This window comes from uncultured Oceanisphaera sp. (assembly GCF_947495715.1).
Classification (GTDB): domain Bacteria; phylum Pseudomonadota; class Gammaproteobacteria; order Enterobacterales; family Aeromonadaceae; genus Oceanimonas; species Oceanimonas sediminis.
In genome coordinates, this window is the sequence record NZ_CANLZU010000004.1 from 70854 (window position 1) to 93053 (window position 22200).

Annotated in this window: 19 protein-coding genes; 12 read left to right on the top strand and 7 right to left on the bottom strand. The window is 56.9% G+C overall.

Annotated elements, in window-relative coordinates:
* The first annotated feature begins 53 nt into the window (after nt 1–53).
* Together folD and Q0753_RS03780 are read left to right on the top strand one after the other, a co-directional pair.
* Nucleotides 54–911 carry a bifunctional methylenetetrahydrofolate dehydrogenase/methenyltetrahydrofolate cyclohydrolase FolD gene (gene folD, locus Q0753_RS03775; protein ID WP_298717462.1) on the top strand — a complete coding sequence of 286 codons (858 nt, stop codon included), beginning with the start codon at nt 54–56 and terminating at the stop codon, nt 909–911.
* Nucleotides 912–946: 35 nt separating this feature from the next.
* Complete coding sequence (locus tag Q0753_RS03780) at nt 947–1765, top strand: ion transporter (protein WP_298717465.1); 819 nt, start codon at nt 947–949, stop codon at nt 1763–1765.
* Between the two features lie 75 nt (nt 1766–1840).
* Here the strand turns inward: Q0753_RS03780 and Q0753_RS03785 are convergent, their stop codons facing one another.
* From Q0753_RS03785 to cysS, 3 genes are all read right to left on the bottom strand, one after another.
* The gene (locus tag Q0753_RS03785; RefSeq protein ID WP_298717468.1) at nt 1841–2185 is read right to left on the bottom strand and encodes a hypothetical protein; all 345 of its coding nucleotides are present in this window, start codon (nt 2183–2185) and stop codon (nt 1841–1843) included.
* 298 nt (nt 2186–2483) lie between these two features.
* Complete coding sequence (locus Q0753_RS03790) at nt 2484–2771, bottom strand: hypothetical protein (RefSeq protein WP_298717471.1); 288 nt, start codon at nt 2769–2771, stop codon at nt 2484–2486.
* Nucleotides 2772–2904: 133 nt separating this feature from the next.
* Nucleotides 2905–4284, bottom strand: a complete 1380-nt coding sequence (cysS, locus tag Q0753_RS03795) for a cysteine--tRNA ligase (RefSeq protein ID WP_298717473.1) — start codon at nt 4282–4284, stop codon at nt 2905–2907.
* Nucleotides 4285–4429: 145 nt separating this feature from the next.
* Here cysS and Q0753_RS03800 point away from each other — a divergent pair, with 145 nt between their 5' ends.
* From Q0753_RS03800 to Q0753_RS03815, 4 genes are all read left to right on the top strand, one after another.
* Nucleotides 4430–4927, top strand: a complete 498-nt coding sequence (locus Q0753_RS03800; protein WP_298717476.1) for a peptidylprolyl isomerase — start codon at nt 4430–4432, stop codon at nt 4925–4927.
* Between the two features lie 277 nt (nt 4928–5204).
* Nucleotides 5205–5942, top strand: a complete 738-nt coding sequence (lpxH, locus tag Q0753_RS03805) for a UDP-2,3-diacylglucosamine diphosphatase (RefSeq protein WP_298717479.1) — start codon at nt 5205–5207, stop codon at nt 5940–5942.
* A 9-nt stretch (nt 5943–5951) separates the two neighbouring features.
* On the top strand, nt 5952–6626 hold the full coding sequence (locus Q0753_RS03810) for a response regulator transcription factor (RefSeq protein WP_298717482.1): 675 nt from the start codon (nt 5952–5954) through the stop codon (nt 6624–6626).
* 1 nt (nt 6627) lies between these two features.
* Nucleotides 6628–7881 carry a HAMP domain-containing sensor histidine kinase gene (locus Q0753_RS03815; RefSeq protein ID WP_298717485.1) on the top strand — a complete coding sequence of 418 codons (1254 nt, stop codon included), beginning with the start codon at nt 6628–6630 and terminating at the stop codon, nt 7879–7881.
* Here the strand turns inward: Q0753_RS03815 and Q0753_RS03820 are convergent.
* Nucleotides 7863–9533 (bottom strand): phosphoethanolamine transferase, encoded by a 1671-nt coding sequence (locus Q0753_RS03820; RefSeq protein WP_298717488.1) that lies wholly within the window; start codon nt 9531–9533, stop codon nt 7863–7865. The two genes, Q0753_RS03815 and Q0753_RS03820, sit on opposite strands and share 19 nt — an antisense overlap.
* 144 nt (nt 9534–9677) lie before the next feature.
* Nucleotides 9678–10217 (bottom strand): cytochrome b/b6 domain-containing protein, encoded by a 540-nt coding sequence (locus Q0753_RS03825; protein ID WP_298717490.1) that lies wholly within the window; start codon nt 10215–10217, stop codon nt 9678–9680.
* A 171-nt stretch (nt 10218–10388) separates the two neighbouring features.
* Between Q0753_RS03825 and Q0753_RS03830 the strand changes: the two genes are divergently transcribed.
* The 4 genes from Q0753_RS03830 (at nt 10389) to Q0753_RS03845 (ending at nt 16124) form a co-directional block, all read left to right on the top strand.
* Complete coding sequence (locus tag Q0753_RS03830) at nt 10389–12380, top strand: LTA synthase family protein (protein WP_298717493.1); 1992 nt, start codon at nt 10389–10391, stop codon at nt 12378–12380.
* A gap of 168 nt (nt 12381–12548) precedes the next feature.
* On the top strand, nt 12549–12920 hold the full coding sequence (locus tag Q0753_RS03835) for a diacylglycerol kinase (protein ID WP_298717496.1): 372 nt from the start codon (nt 12549–12551) through the stop codon (nt 12918–12920).
* A gap of 171 nt (nt 12921–13091) precedes the next feature.
* The gene (locus Q0753_RS03840) at nt 13092–14303 is read left to right on the top strand and encodes a M24 family metallopeptidase (RefSeq protein ID WP_298717499.1); all 1212 of its coding nucleotides are present in this window, start codon (nt 13092–13094) and stop codon (nt 14301–14303) included.
* Nucleotides 14304–14660: 357 nt separating this feature from the next.
* The gene (locus Q0753_RS03845; protein ID WP_298717502.1) at nt 14661–16124 is read left to right on the top strand and encodes a sodium:solute symporter family protein; all 1464 of its coding nucleotides are present in this window, start codon (nt 14661–14663) and stop codon (nt 16122–16124) included.
* 85 nt (nt 16125–16209) lie between these two features.
* Here the strand turns inward: Q0753_RS03845 and Q0753_RS03850 are convergent, their stop codons facing one another.
* The gene (locus Q0753_RS03850) at nt 16210–17448 is read right to left on the bottom strand and encodes an FAD-binding oxidoreductase (protein ID WP_298717507.1); all 1239 of its coding nucleotides are present in this window, start codon (nt 17446–17448) and stop codon (nt 16210–16212) included.
* Nucleotides 17449–17753: 305 nt separating this feature from the next.
* Nucleotides 17754–19166, bottom strand: a complete 1413-nt coding sequence (locus tag Q0753_RS03855) for a sodium:solute symporter (protein WP_298717510.1) — start codon at nt 19164–19166, stop codon at nt 17754–17756.
* Between the two features lie 145 nt (nt 19167–19311).
* On the opposite strand from Q0753_RS03855, the gene Q0753_RS03860 reads away from it, so the two are divergent.
* Entirely contained in the window at nt 19312–20244 is a 933-nt protein-coding gene (locus Q0753_RS03860; RefSeq protein WP_298717512.1) for a LysR family transcriptional regulator, read from the top strand.
* A 364-nt stretch (nt 20245–20608) separates the two neighbouring features.
* A complete protein-coding gene (locus tag Q0753_RS03865; protein WP_298717515.1) occupies nt 20609–22189 on the top strand; it encodes a PAS domain-containing methyl-accepting chemotaxis protein in 1581 nt (526 codons plus the stop codon).
* The last annotated feature ends 11 nt before the right edge of the window (nt 22190–22200 follow it).

Consider the following 22200-nt stretch of genomic DNA (forward strand, 5'->3'; position numbering starts at 1 on the left):
CGGGAAAAAATGCGACAATTGCCGCAGGTTTATAAAGGTGAGAATCAACGCAGATGTCAGCTCAAATAATCGATGGAAAAGCGATTGCACAGGCGGTACGCAACCAGGTGGCCGAACGTGTGGCCGAACGCACCCGTGCGGGCAAACGCGCGCCGGGTCTGGCGGTGATACTGGTCGGTGCCAATCCGGCTTCCCAGGTCTATGTCGGCAGCAAACGCCGGGCCTGTGAAGAAGTCGGGTTTATTTCCAAGTCTTACGATTTACCCAAGGAAACCACAGAGCAGCAACTGCTGGAACTGATTGACGAGCTGAACCAGGACGCCACCATAGACGGTATTCTGGTGCAACTGCCGCTGCCGGCCCATATCGACAGCACCCCGGTGATAGAGCACATTCATCCGCACAAAGATGTGGACGGCTTTCATCCCTACAATATCGGCCGTCTGGCCCAACGCATACCGGCACTGCGCCCCTGTACCCCCAAGGGCATCATTACCCTGCTGGAGCGTAGCCATATCAAGACCCATGGCCTCAATGCCGTGGTGGTGGGCGCGTCCAATATCGTCGGTCGCCCCATGACGCTGGAGCTGCTGCTGGCCGGCTGCACCACCACTACCTGCCATCGCTTCACCGAAGATCTCAAGGCGCAGGTGGCAAGGGCCGATCTGCTGGTGGTGGCGGTGGGCAAGCCGCACTTTATTCCCGGTGACTGGATCAAGCCCGGTGCCGTGGTGATCGACGTGGGCATCAACCGTCTGGACGACGGCCGTCTGGTGGGCGATGTGGAATATGCGGTGGCCGCCGAGCGCGCCTCCTATATTACCCCCGTGCCTGGCGGCGTGGGCCCGATGACGGTGGCCTCCTTGATAGAAAACACCCTGATCGCCTGTGAACGCTATCATGATCAGTAAACACCCTTCATAAACACAGTCAGTAAGGACAGCGGATGCGGTGGCCCGACAAGGACGTGCTCTATACGGTAATCTTCGGCACCGAAACCCCGGCGGGCCGCCGCTTCGATATTGCCCTTATTGTCACCATACTGCTGTCTATCGTGGTCCTGCTGCTGGACTCGATAGGTTCGGTTCGAGCGCAATACGGCACCGTGATTTACGGGGTGGAATGGGCCTTTACCCTGGCCTTTACCATTGAATACGGCGTACGGATCTACTGCTCCCAGAACCGGCTCGCCTACGTCCGGAGTTTTTACGGTATTATCGACCTGCTGGCGGTAATGCCGACCTATCTGGCCATTTTCATTCCCGGCGCCAGCTTTCTGATGATCATCCGTCTGCTGCGGGTGTTGCGGATTTTCCGCATTCTCAAGCTGATACGCTACGTCAACGAAGCCAATGTGTTGTTGCGTTCACTCAATCAGAGCCGGCGCAAGATACTGGTGTTCTTCAGCAGCCTCTTCATTCTGGTGACCCTGTTCGGCTCTCTGCTCTATGTAGTGGAAGGACCGGAGAACGGTTTTACCAGCATCCCCGTCAGTATTTACTGGGCCATCGTCACCATCACCACCGTCGGCTTTGGCGATATCACCCCGCAAACGCCGCTGGGTCAGGCCATTGCCGCCGTGACCATGCTGATGGGGTACGCCATTATCGCGGTACCCACCGGTATTCTCAGTGCCGAGCTGGGGCGGGAAATGTGGCGCGAATACGAACACCGCCATTGTCCCCAGTGTGACAAGGGCGGGCACGACAGGGATGCCAATTATTGCAAATATTGCGGCGGAGAAATGGAGCCACCGCAGGAGTAACGATGGTCTGTGTGTGAAGAGCAATAAAGGGAGCCGAGGCTCCCTTTTGTTTGGTTATTACGCTGTGCCGAGCGATTACTCTTTGTTGTCTTCCATCAGCGCATCCAGCTTGCGGTCGGCTTCGGCCGCCGCGTCATCCATGGCCTGTTCCATTTCGGCTGCCTGTTCGCTGACGGTATCCTTGACGCTATCGGCGGCTTCATCCAGCTGCTCGCCCATTTCTTCCATGGTGCCCTGCTCTTCCACGCCCAAAGCTTCTTGTGCTTCGTCGGCCATTTCCTGGCTTTGCTCCTGCACCTGCTCGATGGTTTCATCCATCTGTTCACCCGCTTGCTCTGCGTCTCCCTTGTTATCACAGGCAGCCAGGCCAAAGGTGGCAACAGAGGTCAGTAATAATATGTTAAGCCATGATTTTTTCATTTTCTGCTCCTCGCTGGGGATCGTTTGCGGCCGGGGCCGCCGTTGTGTTTTTACCTTACTAGTAATAGCCCAGACGGTGATGAAACAACAGCCGGTCAATGATTTAAAAACGGATGTTTATTTAAAAATAATCATATAAATCAGATACTAATGACAGGTTACGTCCCGGAATGACGTAAACAAAGCGGGATGGATAATCGCGGATATGACGGGGGCTGTCATCTGATGGTTGAAAAAGAGGCGGTGCGGGTGGCAGCAGAACCGCAGCAAACCGGACCGGGTCTGCTGCGGTGCGGATTTACGGCTGTTCCAGGGTGTTTTCCAGTATCTCGTCCAGCCGCTGCTGGGCTTCCTGCGAGGCTTCTTCCACCACGTGCTCGATTTCCTCTTTTTGCTGCTCAATCACTTCAGGCTCGGGTGAACTGGCCGGCGCTGGCGTTTCAACCTGCTGAGGCGCCGAGGATGAGACGGCGTTATCCAGCACCTGATCGATGTTGTCGCCGATATCACTCGCCGGGCCTTCTGGCTCACAGCCGGTCAGGCCGAGCAGGGCGGTCATTAATACGGCGGGAATAAAAATGCGCATGGCAAGGCTCCTTGAACTTGAAAGAGATAATGTCGGCCGTAAATAGCCGTTCAAAAAAACAGGGCGCCAATTATGGCGCCCATGATGATTTTTTCAATCTTCGCCGCAAGGGTGAATGAGTGAGAAGCGAGTCTTACTTGCGGCGCCAGCGGGTGCCCTCGGGGCCGTCTTCCAGCACTATGCCCATGGCGGTGAGGCTGTCTCGCGCGGCATCGGCGGCGGCCCAGTCCTTGTTCTTGCGGGCATCCAGGCGTGCCTGGATCAACCGCTCTATGTCGGCTACCTCGTCGTCGGCACCGGCATCGCCGCGCAGAAAGGTCTCGGGATCCTGGCTCAGCAGGCCCAGCACGCCGGCCAGCTCGCGCAGACGTCCGGCCAGGCCGGCGGCGGTGGCGTCGTCCTTGCCCTTGAGGCGGTTGATCTCGCGCGTCAGGTCAAACAGTACCGAATAGGCTTCGGGAGTATTGAAGTCGTCGTTCATCGCGACCTTGAAACGCTCGACAAACTCCTCGCCACCGGCCGCTTCGGTTACCGGCAGACCACGCAGGGCGGTATAGAAACGTTCCAGTGCGCTGCGCGCCTTGTTCAGGTTGTCGTCCGAATAGTTGAGCTGGCTGCGATAGTGGCCGGACAGCAGGAAGTAACGAATGGTTTCGCCGTCAAAATGACCCAGCACGTCACGAATGGTGAAGAAGTTGCCCAGCGACTTGGACATTTTCTCCTGATCCACCATCACCATGCCCGAGTGCATCCAGGTGTTGACATAGGGGCTGTGGTTGGCGCAGCAGCTCTGGGCGATTTCGTTTTCGTGGTGGGGGAACTGCAGATCGGAGCCGCCGCCATGAATGTCGAAATGCTTGCCCAGGTGCTTGCCGTTCATGGCCGAACATTCGATGTGCCAGCCGGGGCGACCCGGGCCCCAGGGCGACTCCCAACTCGGCTCGCCGGGCTTGGAGGGCTTCCACAGCACGAAGTCGAGCGGGTTGCGCTTGCTCTGTTCCACTTCGACTCGGGCGCCGGCCTGTAACTGCTCCAGATTCTGGCCCGACAGCTTGCCGTAATCCTGAAAGCTGTTCACGGCAAACAGCACGTCACCGCTGTCGGCCACATAGGCATGACCGTCTTCAATCAGCTGCTGCACCATATTGATGATTTCGGGAATGTGCTGGGTGGCCTTGGGCTCGATGTCGGGGCGGGCGATATGCAGGGCGTCGAAGTCTCGGTACATGTCGGCGGTGAGCCGTTCGGTCAGGGCATCGCAGCTTTCGCCGTTTTCGGCCGCCCGCTTGATGATTTTGTCGTCGATGTCGGTGATGTTACGCACAAAGGTCAGGTCAAAACCCAGATAACGCAGGTAGCGGGTGACCACGTCGAAGGCGACGAAGGTACGGCCATGACCGATGTGACAGAGGTCGTAAATGGTGACACCACAGACGTACATGCCGACCTTGCCGGGTACCAGAGGGATGAATTCTTCTTTTTGTCGGGTCAGGGAATTGTAGATTTTCAGCATGAGTCCACGTCTTGGTGAAGGATATTGGTCGGTACGTATTGAACCTTTAATGGCCATTTGGTGCAAGCCTTGCGACCACAGGGGTTCGCTAAAGCGGCCGCTTGCGTTAAAATCGAGCTCTGAACCTACTATCTGGATAATTACTATGGTTACTCTGCACACTACTCACGGCGACATCACCCTGAACCTGTTTGCCGACAAGGCCCCCGAAACCGTTGCCAACTTCCTGCAATACTGCCGCGACGGCCACTACGACAACACCCTGTTTCACCGCGTTATCGACGGTTTCATGGTGCAGGGAGGCGGCTTCGGTCCCGGTTTCGAAGAAAAAGAAACCCGCGCCCCGGTCAAGAACGAAGCCGACAACGGCCTGTCCAACAAGGTTGGCACCGTAGCCATGGCCCGCACCATGGAACCGCACTCCGCCACCGCCCAGTTCTTCATCAACGTCAACGACAACGACTTCCTGAACTTCAAGTCCGCCACCAGCCAGGGCTACGGCTACTGCGTGTTTGGCGAAGTGGTTGAAGGCATGGACGTGGTCAACAAGATCAAGGGCGTGGCTACCGGCACCCGTGGTTATGTGCACCAGGACGTACCGATGGACGACGTGCTGATCACCGGCGTGACCGTCAGCGAGTAAGCTTTTTTACTCCTGTCTTGTCAGGAGTTTCCAAACTTATGATAAACCTTCGGGCCGGCGCAAACCGTTAACCTCCGTGCCGGCAAGGAGGATAAAGGGATACGCTCTACCGACCGTCACATGCCATGGATGGCATGAGCGAGCGTACATGGATGTATTTACAGCGTGTCGGTAGAGCGTGCCCTTTGGCCGACTTTACCCCGTTTTGTGCTTAACCCGGCCGTTATCCCGCCCCCCTTGCGGGCATTGTTAATCTCTCTGAATCACGAGCCTGCCCTTGAACCAGACCACCCTTTTTATTGCCGACCTGCACCTGAGCCCAGGCCGCCCGGATATTACCGCCGCCTTTCTGCGCTTCATGCAGGAAGAAGCGAACCAGGCCGAGGCGCTGTATGTGCTGGGTGACCTGTTTGAATTTTCCATCGGTGACGACGAACCCAGTGCGCTGAATGACGAAGTGGCCGCCGCCTTCAAGGCCTGCGGCGAGCAGGGCACACCTGTCTATTTCATTCACGGCAACCGGGACTTCATGGTCGGTCGTCGCTTTGCCCGCCTGGCGGGCATGACGCTGCTGCCCGAGCACAAGGTGATCGATCTTTACGGCGAGCCGACGCTGATCATGCACGGTGATACCCTGTGCACCGACGATGCGGGCTATCAGCGCTATCGCCGCATCACCCGTTGGCGCTGGCTGCAATGGCTGTTTCTGCGACTACCGCTGAGTCGGCGGATGGGGATTGCCGACGGCATTCGCAGCAAGAGCGCCCAGTCAAAAGAAGTGAAGGTAATGCAGGTGATGGATGTGAATCAGGGCGAGGTAGAGCGGCAAATGCAGCGTTACAAGGTGCGCTCACTCATTCACGGTCATACCCACAGGCCCGCCATTCATCAGCTGGACATCAATGGTCAGTCTGCTCGCCGTATCGTGCTGGGCGACTGGTACACACAGGGCAGCGTGCTGGCGGTAACCCCGCAAGGGGTGGAACTGCAGAGCCGAGCCCTGCCGGCAAACTGAGGAGCCAAAATGCGTATTCTGGTGGTGGAAGACAACCCGGATATTCTGGTCAACATCGTCGATTATCTCACCCTGAAACACTGTGTGGTGGATGCCATGTACAATGGCGCGGCGGCCCTGAATCAAATCCGGCAACGGGAATACGATCTGCTGGTGCTGGATTTATCCTTGCCGGGGATGGATGGCCTGGCGTTGTGCCGTCAGTTGCGCGCCGAGCAGAATCCGCTGCCGGTGGTGATGCTGACCGCACGGGATACCTTGGACGACAAGCTCGGCGGCTTCGAGGTGGGGGCCGACGATTATCTGGTGAAACCCTTCGCGCTGCCCGAACTTTGGTCGCGCATACAGGCGGTGCTTAAGCGCAGCCAGAAACAGCAGGTGCGTCAGCTCCAGGTGGCCGACGTGACGCTGGATCTCGATACCCGCCAGGTTCGCCGTGGTCAGGTTGCTATCAGCCTCAATCCCAAATGTCTGAAACTGCTGGAGTTACTGATGCGCCAGTCGCCCCATGTGGTCAGCCGCGAGACCCTGATCGATCAACTGTGGGCCGACGATCCGCCAGACAGCGATGGCCTCAAATCCCATATTTATCTGCTGCGTAATCAACTGGACAAGCCCTTTGATCGGCCCTTGCTGCACACGGTGCACGGCCAGGGCTACCGGCTGGTAGCCGGGGACGACTGATATGCCGATGACCATCAAGTCCCGGCTGCAACTGGCGTTGAACCTGATCATAGTGGCCACCAGTTCGCTGGCGGCGGTGGGCATGGTGTTGCTGATTTTCTGGTTTGAAGACACCCTGTTCTATAACCATCTGCAAAGTGATTTGAGCGACCAGATCCGTAACCATCGGGCGGTGACCACGCCACTGGTGCAGCCAATGGCGGACACCACCTACTACAAGTTGCCCAAGTCCGATCAACGATTGTTGCCCGAGGTGTTTAGCGGTTATCCCCAGGGCGGGCACGAGGTGCTGCTGCCCGACAAGGCCTATAACCTGTTTGTGCGCCACGAGGGTGACTGGGTACATGTGCTGGTGCAGGATCAAAGCGAGTTCGAGCGTTACGAATTGATGGTGTTTGCCGGCGGCGGTTTTGGCGTGCTGCTGGTGTGGGGGCTGGGCTTTGTGTTGTCCCGTCGCCTGAGCCGACAGATACTGCAGCCGGTGTCGCGACTGGCCGTTGAGGTAGCCACTTCGGCGCAGAAACCCGGCGAGCGGATCGAGATGAACTATCCGGATGACGAAACCGGCCAGCTGGCGCGGGCCTTCGACCGTTATGTGCTGCGGGTCAACGAGCTGTTGCTGCGCGAGCAGCAGTTTTCTGCCAATGCCAGCCATGAGCTGCGCACCCCCATGATGGTGATCCGCGGGGCGGTGGATATGTTGAAGGAAAGCGAACCGCAGCCAGGCGTGTTACGGCAGTTGCAGCGCATCGACGATGCTCTGCTGCAGATGCAGCAGCAGACCGAGCTGTTTTTACAGCTGTCCCGTACTCCCGACTCGCTCTCTGGTGATGGTGACGACCAACCGTTACAGCACATCGCTCGGCAGCAACTGGCGCACTGGCAGCCACTGGCCGATGCCCGAGGGCTGTTACTGCGGCTTGAAGACCATGGCGAGGCGGGTCAGCGCCCGGCGACCATGATGATAGCGGTGTTGAACAACCTGTTGCGCAATGCCATGCAGCACACCAGTGAGGGCGAAATCTGCGTGCAGCTGGATGCGCATTATCTGCGCGTGTTCGATACCGGCAGCGGTATTGCCGATGAGTTGCAGGAGCGGGCGAGTGTGCGGGGCGTCAGCAAGGCAAACCCCACCGGTTTCGGGCTGGGGCTGGCCATTGTCGAGCGTATTTGCGAACACCGGGGCTGGCGGCTGGAGATAGTGCCATATCATCCCGCCGGCACTCGGGTGACGGTTTATTTTGATGCGGTCTGATTCAGTGCCAGCCGGCTTTTACCACGGCAGTCATTGAACATATCCAGTTCCGGTTTATAGAGCTCGGTCGAGATGTCCATCAAGCCGAGAATGGAGTCAAACAGGTTGTCGTGCGAATAGGCATTGTTTCTGGCTCCCTGACTCAGGCACTGCTGGTCCAGCTGCTTATCGGCCACAAAGGCATCGGAAAACCAGGTCAGCATGGGTATATGGGTCTGCTCTGTCGGGGCCAGAGAATAGGGCATGCCATGCAGATAAAGCCCCGACTCACCCAGCGATTCGCCGTGATCCGACACATACAACATACCTGTGCTCAGGTCCCGACGTTGCTTTAATAATGTGATCACCTCACTCATGATGTAGTCGGAATAATACAGGGTGTTGTCGTAGGTATTATTCAGCTGGCGGGCGTCGCAGTTCTGAATGTCGCTGCGCTGACAATCCGGCTGAAAGTGGGCAAACTCGGTGGGGTAGCGCTTGTAATAAGCCGGGCCGTGGCTGCCGACCATGTGCAGGACTATGATGTTGTTTTGCTCGGTTAACTGGTCGAGCTGGGCACTCAGTCCGTCCAGCAGCACCTGATCCTGGCAATAGTCCCCGTCACAGACCGGATTGTCGGCATCGGGCTTGAATTCGATGGTCTTGATATGGCCGCAGACGCCTTTACAGCCGCCGTCGTTCTCCAGCCACTGGGTGTTGATGCCGGCCCGCTGCACTATATCCATCAGATTATCCTGGTTGGCAGCCTGGGTGTCGGAGAAATCCTGGTGCGACATGCGCGAGAACATGCAGGGCACCGATACCGCGGTGGCGGTACCGCAAGAAGAGACCTGCCGGAAATAGGTGATGCCCAGCGACTGGGTAAAGGCATTGGTGTCGCGCTCGTAACCGCCGAGCTGAAAATTGTCGGCCCGGGCGGTTTCGCCCACCATCAGCACCAGCAGATTTTTACGGCCGTCCTGCGTCTTGGCGGTCACTTTGGCGTCTTCCCCCAGGGTCCGGTAGGGAATTTCTTCCTTGAAGTATTTTTCGTTTACATAGCCATAGAGGCTGTGCGCGAAGTGGGTGGGAATGATCATCTTGTTGAGATAATGATTGTTGCGCCCGACCGAGGCGTAGTCTTTGTAGTAAAACGCCGCTATCAGCACAACCACCAGCACCGATACCACGACGGAGGCGAGCTTCATGCCCAGTTCACGAACAATAGTGCTGCGCCGAATGTTCAGCTTGAGAATAATTGCCGCCGGCAATATGCCGGTGAGCCCAAACCACAGGGCGGCGGTGAGATTGAGATAGGATTTGGCCTCGCCGCTGTTGGTTTCCAGAATATTGACGATCATGTCCCGGTCAACAATGGTGCCGTAGTTGTACATCGCATAACTCAGCAGGGATGACACCAGAATAAACAAGATCAGTACCGGTTTTTCGCAGTGAAACGGGGTGAACAGGCTGAAGATGGCATTGAAGCAGGCGACGAAAAACAAGGGAATGGTGAGCATAAAGCCGAGGCTGACCTGTTCCAGGTTGCTGATAATGGTGACCAGTTTGGCCAGCAGGGCCACATTCAGCACCAGAAAAAAGTAGCAGGAAACCAGAAACACCAGCCGGGTCGGCGTTAGCGTGATGTTTGAAAACGTGGGACGTATGGGCATGGCGAGCCTCTCGAGCTGCAATAACAGGGTGAAGATGACGCTATGCTATCGCCTGCCAGGTCAAAAAAAGGTCGAAATGGATTCGGCAGGCGCGATGAATGAACATGGTCAGTGGTACCGGGCCGCGCGGCCCGGTACCGGTTATCAGTCGATATCGTCTTGTTCGGGCATGCGTTTTTTACCGTTGACCATGGCCCGGATCAGATTTTCCCGGTGGCGATAGCTGGCCAGCAGCACGCCGCCGACATGCAATACCACCAGCGTCAGCAGAAGATTGGCCATCAGCTCATGGCTTTCTTTCAGCCAGTCTGCGGCCCGGCCCAGTTCGAGGGTCGACAGCCAGCCGCTGGTCGTGAGCAGGGCCAGGCCACCCAGCAGGGCGATGATCATGGCGGCACCGGCCGGGTTGTGCCCAAGGTGGCGCCGTTCACGTCCTCGGCGCAGATCCTTGAGGTAAGCGATGGTGGTGGCCGGTGGGCGTACAAACTGACGAAAACGGGCATAACGACTGCCGACCAGGCCCCACAACAGGCGAAACACAATCAGCCCCATCAGGGTGTAACCGGCCCATTCATGCACCTGCTGCCATTCCTCGGCACTCAACCAGGCCACCGCAAAAACGGCGACCAGCAGCCAGTGAAACAGCCGCACCAGCGGATCCCAGACCGTTACCCTGTTGTTCATTGCCATGACTCCCGTCAGTGTTGCTGTGGTGGATGAGTTGAATTAAAAATCAGTGTAACGAGCCAAACTTAAGCCAACCTTAAGCATGCTTGTCGTGCTCTTTTGACCTTTTTTTCACCTGCTTTACACCATCATGATGCTGTTCCCCTTTTTCTTGCCGAAGGCATCAAGATGACTCGAATGAAACGCACCCTGGGGCCTGCCTGGCCCTTTGTCTGTTTTTTACTGCTGAACCTGTTGTTGCTGAGCCTGAGCCGATTGGGGTTGGCGCTCTGGCAGGCGGAACGGGTGACTGACACCGGGGGCTGGGCGCATCTGTTGCTGCAGGGGCTTCGGGTCGATGTGTCGACCCTGAGTTGGCTGTTTGGCGTGCCCATGGTGTTCACCATGTTGCTGGCTCACGGTCATGCCCTGGGCCGTGGCTGGCTATGGCTGATGCGAGTCTGGCTGGTGGCCGGCAGTGTGCTGCTGCTGTTTATGGAGCTGGCGACTCCGGCCTTTATCGAAACCTATGACCTGCGCCCCAACCGGCTCTTTGTGGAATATCTGATTTATCCCAAAGAGGTGTTCGGCATGTTGCTGCAGGGGCACCTTGTGGCCTTGCTGGTGGTGGGCCTGGTGCTGCCGCTGGCGACCTGGGGCTTTTGGCGTGTATCGGCGCGCGTCTGTCGTGATCTGAGCTATCCGCGCCTTTACTGGCGGCCGGTGCTGATGGTGTTGGTGCTGGCCATCGGCCTGCTCGGTGGCCGCTCCAGCCTGGGACATAGAGGGCTGAACCCGGCTCTGGTGGCTTTTTCCACCGATCCACTGGTGAACTCGCTGGTGCTGAATTCCGCCTACTCGGTCGGCTTTGCAGTCAAGCAACTGGGTAAGGAAGAAAATGCGTCGGCGCTGTATGGCAAAATGGATGAAGAGGCGCTGCTGGCTACCTTGCGCGAGGCGAGCGGCCGCCCGGCGAGCGACTTTGTGTCTGCGACCTTGCCGACGCTGACGCGCAACCAGGCCAGTTTCCGAGGCAAGCCGAAAAATCTGGTCATCATTCTGGAAGAGAGTCTGGGGGCCCGTTTTGTCGGCTCGCTGGGCGGCAAGCCGCTGACTCCCAATCTGGATCGGCTGGCGCAGCAGGGCTGGATGTTCGATCAGCTCTATGCCACCGGCACCCGTTCGGTGAGGGGTATTGAAGCGGTGATCTCCGGTTTTACGCCTACTCCGGCGCGGGCCGTGGTGAAACTGGACAAGAGCCAGACCGGCTTTTTTACCATCGCCCAGTTGTTACGCCAGCAGCACTACAGCACCAGCTTTATTTACGGCGGCGAGGGCCACTTCGACAACATGGCCAGCTTCTTTCTCGGCAACGGTTTCGAGAAAATTATCGATCAGCGGGATTACACTCAGCCTGAATTTGTCGGCTCCTGGGGGGTCAGCGACGAAGATCTGTTCAACCGGGCACATCAGGAATTCGAATACTTGTCTAAAAGCGAGCAGCCGTTTTTCGGCCTGGTGTTCAGCTCCAGCAACCACGACCCCTTTGAATTCCCCGATAATCGCATCGAGCTGTATGAACAGCCGAAACAGACCCGCAATAATGCCGCCAAATATGCCGACTATGCGCTGGGGCGGTTCTTCGAGCAGGCACAGCAGTCCGATTACTGGCAGGATACCCTGTTTCTGGTGGTGGCCGATCACGACTCTCGGGTGTATGGCCCAGAGCTGGTGCCGGTGAAGAATTTTCGGGTGCCGGGCCTGATCCTGGGGCAGGGTATAGCTCCACAACGAGATACCCGGCTGGTCAGCCAGATTGACCTGGCGCCGACGCTGTTGTCGCTGATGGGTATCGACAGTGACAACCCCATGCTGGGCCGGGATTTGACCCGACTGCCCGCCGACGCACCCGGTCGAGTAATGATGCAATTCGACAAGAACTTTGCCCTGCTCGACGGCGAGCAAGTGGTAGTGCTGCAGCCAGAGAAAGAGGCGCTGGGATTCAGCTACTCGTTCGATACTCAGCAACTGAGTCCGGCTCCCATCGATCCGGCACTGTTGCAAACCGCCAAGGCCTACGCCTTATGGGGCAGCATGGCGTATAATCGCGGGCTTTATCGATTGCCTGAGCCGGAACAGGCTCTGGCTCAGGCCCCGGTGGCAACCACGCGAGCCGAATAGCGACGACCGATCACGGGTATCGTTCAGCGGGCGCAGGCAGACTGGTATGCTTCGTCCTTGATGGCCCCGCTGCACTCTGGTTGGTACGGCGGGGCTGTCTGCGATAGCTCTGTCTCGTTCACCGACCATTGAAACCGACATTTATACAACACAGACGGAATTGCTTTTATGAAACCAGGAAAAACAGGCTTGGCACGCATCATCGCCGCCACCGGCTATTCATTGCAGGGGCTGAAAAGTGCCTACCGTCATGAAGCGGCCTTTCGCCAGGAATGCTGGCTGGTGGCGGTGCTGCTGCCGGTGGCGCTGATCTGGAGCCCGGGAGTGGTGAAAACCCTGCTGCTGATCGGCAGCCTGATGCTGATACCGATAGTGGAGCTGCTCAACTCGGCGATCGAGGCGGTGGTGGACCGTATTGGCTCCGAGCATCACGAGCTGTCGGGCCGGGCCAAGGACATGGGATCGGCGGCGGTGTTACTGACCATGCTGCTGATGGGGCTGATCTGGGGTCTGATCCTGCTCGATACCTTGTTTCTATGATGATGATTTCTTTCACTTAGTTAACAAGCCATTAACGTTGTTAATGGTTATATTTAAAGTATTCATTTCTGTTATGACAAGGCCGAACTTAGTATCAGGTCATGCGCTAGGTCCGGTTGTTTCAGCGGCGCACTCAACCCTGTTACTGTCATAGAGGAAGGAATCCTTACCATGCAAATGCCACAGACACTGAATATCCCCAACGGCGAAAAAGTCCAGGGCATGTTTTCCAACGAAGAAATGGCCTCACGTCAGTCCAAGCTGCGCAGCTACATGGCTGCCAACGACGTGGACGCCGTGCTGTTTACCTCTTATCACAACATCAACTACTTCAGTGACTTCGTCTATTGCCGCTTCGGCCGGGATTACGGTCTGGCCGTGACCCAGCACATTCACACCACCATTACCGCCAACATCGACGGCGGCCAGCCTTACCGTCGCAACGCCCTGGGCGACAACCTGGTGTATACCGACTGGCAGAAAGACAACTTCTTCCATGCGGTCAAGTCACTGATCGGCGGCGCCAAGCGCGTAGGTGTGGAATTCGACCACATCAACCTGCAAGCACTGGACAAGCTGAAAGCAGCCTTGCCGGAAGCCGAGTTTGTCGATATCGGCGTGCCCACCATGAAGATGCGCATGTACAAGTCGGCGGAAGAAATTGCCGTGATCAAGCAGGGTGCCCGAGTGGCCGATGTGGGTGGCGCCGCCATTCGTGACGCCATCGGTGTCGGTGTGCCGGAATACGAAGTGGCCCTGGCCGGTACTCAGGCCATGGTGCGTGAGATTGCCAAAACCTTCCCCCATGGCGAGCTGATGGACACCTGGGTGTGGTTCCAGTCCGGTATCAACACCGACGGCGCCCACAACCCGGTGACCAGCCGCAAGATTGAAGCTGGCGACATCCTGAGCCTGAACACCTTCCCGATGATCGGTGGCTACTACACGGCGCTGGAACGGACCCTGTTCAGCGAGCACGTGTCCGACCGTCACCTGGAGCTGTGGGAACTCAACTGCAAGGTACACCGTCGTGGTCTGGAATTGATCAAGGCCGGTACTCGCTGCTGTGACATCGCCCACGAGCTGAACGAGATCTTCGCCGAGCAGGATGCGCTGCAATACCGCACCTTCGGTTACGGTCACTCCTTCGGTACCCTCAGCCACTACTACGGCCGCGAAGCCGGGCTGGAACTGCGTGAAGACATCGAAACGGTACTGGAGCCGGGCATGGTGGTGTCGATGGAACCGATGATCATGCTGCCGGAAGGCATGCCGGGCGCCGGTGGTTATCGTGAGCACGATATTCTGGTGATCAGCGACAGCGGAGTAGAAAACATCACCCGCTTCCCGTTCGGTCCGGAACACAACATCATCAAGGGCTAATCAATGGGGCTCGCCGGTTCAGGCGGGCCCTTTTTTCTTTAAACAACGTCAAGCAACAGAATACCGATACCGGCAATAAAGAGAGACTCGTTATTGCCAGACTACTTCTGGTGAGGCCGGTACAAACCGGTGGAATCAGGGAATGTGCAACCAGCGTAGCGATACGCCGCTCAAGAAGAGGTAGAAATTATGTTGTCTCAATCCTGGACCATGGAATGGTTCGTTTATCTGAACGCCACCATCATCGTCTGGTCCGTACTGGCTTTCGGCTACCGGGAGTTCATCCACAAGGGTGGTCGTGGCCACTGAGCCATGCTGCCAGTTCGTAGGACAAACCTGAGTTAAAGGGAATTTGTGATGGAAAATTATCAATGGTTAAACTGGGGCCTGCTATTGGGGTCTTTTGCCGTATTGATCCTGATCGGCTATTTGTCGAGCAGGGCGCTAAAAGACAGTGATGCCGCCGGTTTTCTGGTGGCGGGTCGCAGTCTGGGACCCTTCGTGGGTGCCGGCACCATAGTAGCCACCGGCTTCAGTGGCTGGGGCTTTATGGGATCCCCGGGGGTGGCGTACGAGTTTGGCTCGGTGGAAGTACTGGGTAACTTTTTCTTCGCGCCGGCCATGGTGATCGCGGTATTGTACTTCGCTCACTTTCTGCGCAAGCGTGCCGAGGAGTTGGGCAGCTGCACCATTCCGGAATACGTATCGCAGGTGCATGGTGGCGGTTCGCTGATCGAACGTTGGGTCAAGGGCGTCGCCGCCGTGATTACCATAGTGCTGTTGCTGGTGTTCCTCACCAGTCAGATCAAGGCGGTGGGTCTGCTGGGGGCTTCCTGGCTGGGTATCAGCCTGACGGAAAGTGCGCTGCTGATGATTTCGGTGATCATTCTCTACACCATGCTGGGTGGACTGGCCGCCGTGGCCTGGACCGATACCCTGATGGTGGTGGGCATGGGCCTGGGAGCCATCGTGATGATGGTGCAGGTGTTCACCGATGTCAGCCTGACCGACTTTATCGATCGGCTGAATGCGGTCGACCCGGAGCTGCTCAATCCCACGACCGCGGCGCCTTATGGCGAGAGCAAGGGATCCGTGTTCCTGGTATTGCCCTATGCCTTCCTGTTTACCGCCGTATTGCCTTACATGGCGGTGCGCTTCCTGGCGTTCAAACCGTCGGTGAAGATGCATCAGGTGGCCATCTGGGTAGCTCCCATGGGTTGTTTGCTGAGTCTGGTGCCGATTATCGGCATGTATGTGCGCATCGCTCATCCCGAACTGGCCGACTCGGATCAGGCCATGCCGGTATATCTGGCGACCTTCCTGCATCCGGCGCTGGCGGGGATCATTACCCTGTTCATCCTGTTCGCGATGAAGTCGACCGCCAACTCGCTGCTGCATACGGTGTCGAGCGCCGCGTCTCACGACCTGCGCACCGCGCTGTTCCCCAACAGCAATGCCAGCAACGAGCGAATCCTGTGGGTTAACCGCAGCTGGGTGGCGATTCTCGGTTTCGTCGGCTTCCTGATGATGCTGTTTGCACCGCCCTTCATGTTGTCCTGGTTGGGTATTCTGGGTTCCGGCACCCTGCTGGCGGTGATGATAGGTCCGGTGTTTATCTCGTCTTTCTGGCAAGGGAACGCCTATGGCGCCCTGGCCGCCATGTTCACCGGCCTGGTCACCAGTGGCAGCTTCCTGCTGTTCACCGATGTGGGTTGGGTAGAAGGGCCGCTCTATGGTTGCCTGGCCTCGTCCGTCATCTATGTGGCGGTCAGCAAGCTGACCCAGGGGGCCACCTCGGCGGCAATGGCTCGGAGCTACTGAGTCGCTGAATGGTCAAGTAATAGCTAAGTCAAAAGCCCGGATCTTCCGGGCTTTTTTATGTTGTTCGGACCGAGATAGTGGACAGTTACAGGAAGCGTGCCGGTGATAGTGCAGTGGCCAGTTCATCCGGTTGTCGACCGGCCAGGCAGTCCGCCACCAACTGACCGGTCACCGCGGCCAGTGTCATACCCAAGTGGCCATGACCAAAGGCCAGAATGACGCGCTTATTGTCCGGTAAAGGGCCGATAACGGGCAATGAGTCGGGAGTGCTGTGGCGGACTCCCATCCAGCGCGAGGCTACCGAGACCGGGCGGCCAAACAGGGTGGAAGCCCATTCCTGCATATGCCGATATCTGTCTCGTGCTTCAGATGCTGCAGGCTGAGCAAATTGTGTGGTACCGGCGATGCGGATGCCGTTGGCCATGGGAGTGGCATAGAAATAATGAGCGAGCCAGCCCACAGGCCGGTTCAGCACCAGATCCGGATTGTCCAGCATCAGGTGATAGCCGCGCTCGCTGACCACCGGCAGCTTGACTCCCAAAGGCGCCAAGAGCTGCTGGTTACCCATACCGGCACAAAGCACCACGGCATCGGCAACCAGTTCCTGCTCACCAGCCCGGATCTGAACCTTGTCACCCGATTGCCTGAGCGTATCAACCGATAACGGATGATAATCCAGACCCTGCTCCAGCAGTTGCTCGTGAAGTTGTTCACAGAGCTGCCGGGGATGACGCAATGACCAGGTGTCCGGATACCAAAGGCCTCCTTCCAGACCTTGGGGGTTCAGCCCCGGCTCCAGTTTCAGCAGCGCTTCGCGATCCAGAGCTTCACATTGCACCCCGTCTCGTTGCTTGGCGGCGGCCAGTTTGGCCAGCTGCGGGCCCATGGTGGGATCCTGACGATAGACTTGCAGGCATCCCTTGGTCTGGTAGATCTCATCCGAGCCCAGGCTTTTCAGCAGCAGCTGCTGCAACAGGGTTCCCCTGGCAACCAGCTCGACCAGGGTTCGCTTGTTTTCGGTAAAGGGGCCTTTGCCGATGGCGTGCAGGAAAGCGCGACCAAAGCCGGTCAGCTCAGGCAGATAATGAGGAGCGATCGACAATGCGCGTTTGCTGCGGATTATTTCCTGGAACATGGAACGCAGACTGTCGGGGTTGGATAGTGGAGTGGTGGCATAATTGGCGATGAGACCGGCATTGCCCGACGAGGTACCCGAGCCGGGCTGGTTTTCATCCAGCAAGGTCACCCGATAGCCCTTGTCCAGTAATGTTTTGGAAACGGACAGGCCAACAATACCTGCGCCGACCACGATGACATGTTTCATTAAAACCACCTGATTGACTTGAATGGCAGTGACAGGATGCGCTGTTAAATAACGGCTCGTGATGTTGCCGAACCCACCGGCTCAGATCTCTGGCGCACCAGAGGGAAGCTGATTGCGGCCTAAAGCAGCGAGCATCGGTTATTTAACAGGGCAATAAGGGTTGATAGGGGGGCAACGCCCCCCTGCTAATTAATTTTCTTTATAGAATCTGTAGGACATTACACCGATGGCCAGCGCCGTAAGAATACAGGTGGCGGAGGTGGCATAAACGACGATTTCGAACCAGTGCATAACGACACTCCTTGTTAGCTGTTTTTGGTAACGAGCGAGGTGGCCCGACTGTTTTTAAAGGTGTGATAAATCACGGTAAAGGTCAGAAGATTGGCCGATACACCGGCGACCAGTGCCGACAGTCCCGTCATGCCGCTCAAATCCCAGGGGCCCCATTTCCACACAATGGTGACCAGGGCACCGGCGATGATGGCACCGATGGCCGACTTGCTGCATTTAAGGTCCAGGAGCACACCCAGCACAAAAGGAATGAGGATGGTCGGCGCCCACAATGAATAACTGATCAGCAGGGCATCGATGATGGAGGTCGCATACAGAGCGAACACCACGGCGCCGATACCAATTAACAGGTTTACCAGGCGCTCAATCCACAGTTTATTTTTCTCGTCGACATCGGGGTTGATAAAGCCCTGATAGATATCCTTGACGAAGATGACCGACGCCGAGTTGAGGTAGGAATCGGCAGTCGACATCACCACCGCCAGCAGGGAGGCGAGTACCAGCCCCGTGATTCCCAGAGGCAGGGCGGTTCTGATCAATTCGGGCATGGCCAGGTCCGGGCTGATATCCGGGTACAGGATCAGAGCAATCAAGCCAATAGTCGAGCTGACAAAATAGAACAGAAAACCAAACACACCCGAGATGGTATAGCCTATCTTGGCATTGCGGGAGTCGGGGGCCGCCAGGGCGCGCTGGGTATAGGGAGGCACCAGGGTCTCACCCAGCAGGAAGGCGATAAATAGGCTCAGGAACATGCCGGGACCGTAATCGCCCATGATGCTGAAATGGCTGTCGGGCAACCGGGCAATCAGCTGTTCTGCGCCACCTACTTCATTGATGCCGATCAGCAGGGTGATCGGCATGAAGATGGCCAGCATCAGAAACTGGACCACATCGGTCTGTATTACCGCCCACATGCCGCCAATGGTGGAGTAAAGCAGCACCACGCCCATGCCGATCAGAATGCCGGTGGTAATATCGATGCCGATAATGGCATTGAATACGGTTCCGACCGCCAGTGCCTGGGCACCCAGGATCCCGATACAGAATATCAGTGAAAAGATACCGGTAATCAGCCGGGCATAACGACCGAACTGTTGTTCCATGATATCGCCCACCGTATGGGCACCGATATACCGCTTCAGTTTGGGAGCAATGAATATCCCCGTTAATACGGTAGCTATCGGAAAGGCGCTGGCCGCGAACATGAAGGCGTAGCCGTGATCAAATGCCTGCCCGGCCCGGCCCATGGAGGCACCACCGCCGAGGAAGGAGGCGGCCAGGGTAGCAAACAGAATGGGCCAGGTTATCTTGTTGCCGGCAACGGCAAAGTCGGCGCTGGAGTTTACCTTTTTGACACTTCGATAACCTATGTATCCCAGCAATATAAAGTAGGCCAGCAGGCCCATCACATCCAAGTAGTGCATAACACTCTCCTACGTCCATTTTTGTTGTGAGAATGTATCCATTATGTTAATCCTCTAGGTATAAGATCAAATAATACTTTTTGATGGATGTATAAGAGAAATCTTTACCCTGTTGGTTAACATCATACGCTGCTCGAGGTCGTTCATGATCCCCAAGATAAATGCAAAACAACTTTACATATTTCAAGAAGTTATGCGTGGAGGTAGTATCAGCAAGGCGGCGCGGCGCCTGGGGTTGACGCAACCGGCGGTGAGTTCGGCCATTGCCAACCTTGAGAGTGATATGGGCTTTATGTTGTTCAAGCGGAACCACTACGGTACCGAGATGACCATCGAGGCCAAGACCTTTTCCGAAGGGGTTGAGCGAGCACTGAAGGCGCTGAGTAATCTGGAGGAACTGGCCGAAAACCTGAAGAATGGCAGGGTCGGAAAGTTGCAGATAGGCTGCATGCCGGGACTGGCAACCCTGGCACCCAGGATTGTTGCCGGTTTTATGCGCAACAATCCGGACGTGAAGCTGTCTTTGCAGACATTTCCATCCCGGAAGGTAGAAGAATGGGTTGCCGGCGGCCATTTCGACCTTGGAATAGTGGAAAAACCACAAGCAAAAAATGAGCTGGAGATTTTTCCCTATAGTTTCCGGATGTTTTGTGCGTTGCCACCAGGCTCACCGCTGGCCGTCAAGCAAGAAATCACCATCGAAGATCTGGAGGACAGGCCGATTATCACCCTGGGTGATGCGCATCAGAGCACCATGCAGTTGCGCAGCCTGGCTTACAAACACAACTGTTCTCTCAATGTGGTCGCAGAAACGCAGTTGTTCCCCTCGGCGATGGCCCTGGTCAATGAGGGGGTCGGCTATGCGCTGATCGATCCGGTCACGGCGATGGAATATGGAAAAAGAAATGACAACACAGTGGTGTTACGGCCCTTTACGCCGAAAGTCGAGTTCGAGGTGGCTATCATTCTGCCGAAATTTCATTTGGTCTCTCGGCTTTGCCATCAGTTTCAGACCGCTTTGAAAGAGGAATTTGATCGGATGGCAACGTCTTTCTCAACAGAGACATTCGAACGATAAGCTCTTCCTTCATTAATGCTAGAGGCCCGCGCCAGCTGAATCGTATCTTGTCATTGAGCCAAAGCCCGGATCTTCCGGGCTTTTTTATGGCTGACAAGCTGTCAGCGTCTTGTTCGTTTTGTTGATGAAAAACAATTTCTTTGGATACCGTTCGGTTGACTCCGGCAGGCAAAAATCGTGAAGAAAAGAAACAAAAATAGGAGCTGTTTGAGGACTTTTTCTGGTGGGTTCACAAAACCGTAATATCTATATGGATATTATCCATAAGTAGTATATGGATATAGGTGATGTCGGCGAAGACACAAAAAGCGATACACCAACCAGACGACAGGGATGTAAAGCGGTCATTCACAAGGAAGATGTAATGAGAAATAACCAGCCCGTGAGCGGGCGTAACATCGAATTGCCGGAGGGAGTCAATATTCTCTCTACCACCACCCCAGACAGTCATATCACCTATATCAACCAGTCCTTCATCGATATCTGTGGCTTCGAGCGCGAAGAACTGCTCAATCAGCCGCACAATATTATTCGTCATCCGGATATGCCGGCCACGGCGTTCAAACACATGTGGGCCACGCTCAAAACCGGACAGTCCTGGATGGGACTGGTCAAGAACCGCTGCAAGAACGGCGATCATTACTGGGTGAATGCCTACGTCACGCCCATTCAACGGGACGGACAGATAGTGGAATTCCAGTCGGTACGTACCCGCGCCGAGCCGGCGAAGGTGCAGGCCGCGGAGCGGCTCTATGAAAAGCTTCGCGCCGGCAAGGTACAGGCTGCCTCGCGACCGGGGTTGAGCCACTGGCTGGCGCTGGCCAATGTCGGTCTGCTCGCCGTGGTGCTACTGGCACTGGCGGCGATATCCGGGGTGGCCTGGACTCATGCTCTGGCGATGGCACTGGTGGGCGGCACGGCATCAGTACTGCTGAACATGGCGTTATTACGGCCCTTGCGTCGGTTGGCCGGTCGGGCCAAACGTTATGCCGACAATCCGCTGAGTCAGCAGGCCTATACCGGTCGTCGTGATGAGCTCGGCCAGATCGATTTTGCCCTGCAAATGGCCCAGGCCGAAGCCGGTGCCGTGCTGGGGCGCTTGTCGGATGCGGCCGAGCGTCTGGGAGGCCATACCCGTCATCTGCAGGATGAACTGACCAGCAGCGATGGCCTGACGCGGCGTCAACAGTCCGATACCGAGCAGATTGCCACCGCGATCAACGAAATGGTGAACAGCATTCAGAATGTGGCCGGCAGCGCTCAGCAGGCGGCGAAGGCCGCCGAGCAGGCAAACGCGGATACCGACAGCGGGCGACAACTGGTGGCACAAACCAGTGCTTCCATTCATGCGCTGGAGCAGGAAATCGAGCGGGCGGCCGAGGTCATTCATCAGCTGGAGGATCATGGTCGCGAGATTTCGGTGGTGCTGGATGTGATCCGCGATATCGCCGATCAAACCAATCTGCTGGCGCTGAATGCGGCCATCGAGGCGGCTCGGGCCGGTGAGCAGGGCCGTGGTTTTGCGGTGGTGGCCGACGAGGTGCGCAACCTGGCCGGGCGGACCCAGCAGTCTACCGCCAATATCCAGCAAATGATCTCGGTGCTGCAGCAAGGCACCTTCAATGCCGTGGCCGCCATGGCCAGCAGCCGGGAGCAGGCGCAGGGTAGTGTGGAACACGCCCAGCAGGCAGCCGGCGCGCTGGAGGGAATTGGTCGGCGGGTAAAAGACATCACTGAAATGAACCTGCAGATTGCCGCGGCGGCCGAGCAGCAACGGGATGTCAGCGAAGAAATCAACCGCAGCATCAGCAGTATTCGAGTAGCCGCCGACAGTCATGTGGACAGCGGGCGTAACAACCGCGAGAGCTGTGGTGAAGTAGTGAAACTGACCGGCGGCCTGAGCGAGCTGTTCCGCCAGTTCTGGGCTCAGCGGCTGAGTGCCTGAGCGAGGACTTA